The 4,099-nt window shown below is 73.1% G+C and carries 2 protein-coding genes and 1 pseudogene; 2 read left to right on the forward strand and 1 reads right to left on the reverse strand.

Annotated elements, in window-relative coordinates; genetic code table 11:
* Nucleotides 1-119 precede the first annotated feature (119 nt).
* Nucleotides 120-1,526 carry a dihydrolipoyl dehydrogenase gene (lpdA, locus tag ACFV0G_RS23210; protein WP_380551038.1) on the reverse strand — a complete coding sequence of 469 codons (1,407 nt, stop codon included), beginning with the start codon at nucleotides 1,524-1,526 and terminating at the stop codon, nucleotides 120-122.
* Nucleotides 1,527-1,692: 166 nt separating this feature from the next.
* Here lpdA and ACFV0G_RS23215 point away from each other — a divergent pair, with 166 nt between their 5' ends.
* Both ACFV0G_RS23215 and ACFV0G_RS23220 read left to right on the forward strand, forming a co-directional pair.
* Entirely contained in the window at nucleotides 1,693-3,792 is a 2,100-nt protein-coding gene (locus ACFV0G_RS23215; RefSeq protein ID WP_380551041.1) for an MMPL family transporter, read from the forward strand.
* A 75-nt stretch (nucleotides 3,793-3,867) separates the two neighbouring features.
* Nucleotides 3,868-4,099, forward strand: a pseudogene (locus ACFV0G_RS23220) (hypothetical protein); the annotation flags it as partial.

Below are 4,099 nucleotides of genomic sequence, written 5' to 3' on the forward strand. Positions count from 1 at the left end.
ACACGCGGGGGCCGGGCCGGCCGCGCGCGCGCGCGCTTGGTCGGGCCCGGGGCGGCGGGGGGGGGGGGGGGCGGGGTTCACCATCCCGGGCCGCCGGGCGGAGTGCCGCGGCGCTGCGATCAGAAGTTGATCATGTGGCCGGCCAGGCCGTGCACGGCCTCCTTGACGGCCTCGCCCAGGGTCGGGTGGGCGTGCACGTTGCGGGCCACCTCGTGGACGGTCAGGTCCCACTGCTGGGCGAGCGTCAGCTCGGGCAGCAGCTCGGTGACCTCCGGGCCGATCAGGTGCGCGCCGAGCAGCTCGCCGTGCTTCTGGTCGCTGATCAGCTTGACGAAGCCGGCCGCGTCGCCGAGGCCGTGCGCCTTGCCGTTGGCGGTGAAGGGGAACTTGACCACCTTGACGTCGTAGCCCTGCTCGCGGGCCTGCGCCTCCGTCCAGCCGAAGCTGGCGATCTGCGGCTGGCAGTAGGTGGCGCGCGGGATCATCACGAAGTCGAGCTCCATGGTCTCCGCGCCCGCGATGGTCTCCGCGGCGATGACGCCCATCGACTCCGCGGCGTGCGCCAGCATCAGCTTGGCCGTGACGTCGCCGATCGCGTAGATGTGCGGGACGTTGGTGCGGCTGCGCCCGTCGACGGCGATCGCGCCGCGCTCGGTGAGCTTCACCCCGGTGACCTCCAGGCCGTAGCCCTGGGTGCGCGGTGCGAAGCCGATCGCCTGGAGCACCTTGTCGGCCTCCAGCACCTCCTGCGCGCCGTTGCGGGTGACCGTCACCCGCACCTTGGCGTTCGGGTCGGAGTCGTCGATCGCGTCCACCCGGGTGGAGGTCAGCACCTCGACGCCCAGGCGCTTGTAGCGCTTCGCCAGCTCCGCCGAGACCTCGGCGTCCTCCAGCGGCACCATCCGGTCGAGGAACTCGACGATGGTGACCTTCACCCCGTAGTTGTGCAGCACGTACGCGAACTCGACGCCGATCGCGCCGGCGCCCGCGATGATGATGCTCTCCGGCAGGGTGTCGGTGAGGATCTGCTCCTCGTACGTCACCACCCGGTCGCTCAGCGAAGTGCCCGGAAGCAGCCGGGTGGTGGCGCCCGCGGCGATGATGCAGTGGTCGAACGTCACCGTCTCGATGCCGCCCGCGGTCAGCGAGACCTGCAGGGTGTGGTCGTCGACGAAGGTGCCCCAGCCGTCGAACTCGGTGATCCCGTTCTTCTTCGTCAGGTAGTGGATGCCGGCCACCCGGCCCTCCGCGACCTTGCGGCTGCGCAGGAACGCCTCGCGGTAGTCGAAGCTGACCGAGCCCTCGACCTTGATGCCGAAGGTCTTGGCCTCCTTGGTGAAGATGTGCGCCAGCTCGGCGTTGCGCAGCAGCGCCTTGGACGGGATGCAGCCGACGTTCAGGCAGACCCCGCCCCAGTACTTGGTCTCGATGACCGCCGTGCGAAGCCCGAGCTGCGCGGACCGGACCGCGGCGGTGTACCCGCCCGGGCCCGCACCCAGGACCACGACGTCGAAGTGTGAGCTCATGAGCCACACCATAGACCCCGCCCGGCGTCCGCGGCCCGGCCCCGCCCGGACGCAGGGCCCGGCGCGACCGGGCGTCCGGTGGCATGCTGGGAGAGGCCGTGCGCCCGCCGGGGCGCGGCACGCCGCACTCCACGCCGAGCAGCCCGGGACACCGAGGGGGCGCTTGATGAGTCCGTCCGCGAAGCTCGCCGCGCTGCCGTGCGGCCGGCGCAGCAAGTGGGTCGTCCTGGCCGTCTGGGTGCTGCTGCTGTTCGCCGCCGTGCCGCTCGCCGGGAAGCTCAACGGTGCCGAGGACAACGAGGCGTCCAGCTGGCTGCCCGGCAACGCCGAGTCCACCCGGGTGCTGAACGCCCAGCGGTCGTTCTTCCCGACCGACACCGCCCAGGCCGTGGTGGTCTACCAGCGGCCCTCCGGCATCACCGTGGCGGACCGCGCCGAGGCCGTCCGGGACGCCGCCGAGTTCGCCCGGGCACCGCACGTCGGCGGCGCCGTGGTCGGCCCGCAGCTCTCCGCCGACGGCCAGGCGATGCAGACGATCGTCCCGATCGACATCGGCGCCCGCGGCTTCAACGACCTCAAACCCGCCGTCGACTCGCTGCGCGCCACCGCGGCCGAGAACAGCAACGGCATGTCCACCCACGTCACCGGCCCGGCCGGCGTCGGCGCCGACGAGGCCGAGGCCTTCGCCGGCATCGACGGCACCCTGCTGTTCGCCACCGTGACGGTGGTCATCGTGCTGCTGCTGCTCACCTACCGCAGCCCGGTGCTGTGGCTGCTGCCGCTGCTCTCCGCGGGCATCGCGCTGTTCGTCGCCGAGGCGGTCGTCTACCTGCTCGCCGACCACGCCGGGCTCACCGTCAACGCGCAGAGCGCCGGCATCCTGATCGTCCTGGTGCTGGGCGCGGGCACGGACTACGCCCTGCTGATCACCGCCCGCTACCGGGAGGAACTGCGCCGTCACGAGGACCGGCACGAGGCGATGGCGTACGCCCTGCACCGGGCCGGTCCGGCGATCCTGGCCAGCTCGGCCACCGTGATCGCCTCCATGCTCTGCCTGCTGGTCGCCGAGATGAACTCCACCAGCGGCCTCGGCCCGGTCTGCGCGATCGGCGTCCTGGTCGCCCTCGCGGCCATGCTGACCCTGCTGCCGGCCGCCCTGGTCATCGTCGGCCGCTGGGTGTTCTGGCCGGTCAAGCCGGGCTACGGCACACCCGAGCCGACCCGCTCGGGCCGCTGGGCGCACATCGGCGGATGGATCGGCCGCCGGCCCCGCAAGGTCTGGATCGGCACCGCGCTGGCCCTCGCCGTGTGCAGTCTCGGCCTGGCCTCGCTGAACGCCAACGGGCTCTCCACCGCCAGCACCTTCACCAACAAGCCGGACTCGGTGGTCGGCCAGCAGGTGCTCGCCGCGCACTTCCCCGGCGGCACCGGCGCACCGCTGACCATCATCTCCAGTGCCGACGGCGTCGTACGGGTGAAGGCGACCGCCGCCGAGACCCCGGGGATCGCCGGGACCGGCCCCGTCCTGGTCAAGAACGGCCAGGCGATCTTCCAGGCCACCCTCGCCGATCCACCGGACAGCCAGGCCGCCAAGGACACCGTGGACCGCGTGCGCTCCGCCGTGCACGCCGTACCGGGCGCCCACGCGCAGGTGGGCGGCAACACGGCGGTGGTGCTCGACGCCGGGCGGGCGGCCTCGCACGACAACCGGGTGATCATCCCGCTGGTCCTCGCCGTCGTCCTGCTGATCCTGGGCGGCCTGCTGCGGGCGGTCGTCGCGCCGCTGGTGCTGATCGCCACCGTGGTGCTCTCGTACGCGGCCGCGCTGGGCATCAGCGTGTTCGCCTTCCGGCACTTCTTCCACTTCAGCGGGGAGGACAACGCCTTCCCGCTGTTCGTGTTCGTCTTCCTGGTCGCGCTCGGCATCGACTACAACATCTTCCTGATGACCCGGGTGCGGGAGGAGGCCGCCCACCGCGGGACGCGGACGGGCGCGATCGTCGGCCTGGCCGCCACCGGCGGCGTGATCACCTCGGCCGGCCTGATCCTGGCGTCCACCTTCGCCGTGCTCGGCACGCTGCCGGTGGTCGCGTTCACCGAGATCGGCTTCGCGGTCGCCCTCGGCGTCCTGCTGGACACCCTCGTCGTCCGGTCGGTCCTGGTCACCGCGCTGACCATGGACCTCGACCACCGGATGTGGTGGCCCAGCCGGGTCGGCCCGCGCACCGAGGCCCCGCCGCACCTGGCCGTCGACGCGGAGAGGTAGCCCAGCAGCGCGTCGGGAGCTGTTCAACCCCCGGTGGGCGCGCCGTTCAGCCGTGCTCCGCCAGGCTGACGGACCATGAGCGCTTCGCATTCGGACGGTCGTTCACCCCTGTCCCGGCGCGGCCTGCTGGCCGGCGCCACCGGCGCCGGACTGGCCGGCCTCGCCGCCACCCCAGCCTCCGCCGCCCCTTCCCCCGCCGCGGGGCCGCTCCGGTGGGAGCCGCCCGGCCGCCGCGGTGCCCCCCGGGGCCGCGGCCGCCCCCAGCAGGTGCGCGCCCACGCCGCCCCCGCGGTGGGGGTGTCCGCGG

The sequence above is a fragment of the Kitasatospora sp. NPDC059571 genome (assembly GCF_042735675.1).
Classification (GTDB): Bacteria; Actinomycetota; Actinomycetes; order Streptomycetales; family Streptomycetaceae; genus Kitasatospora.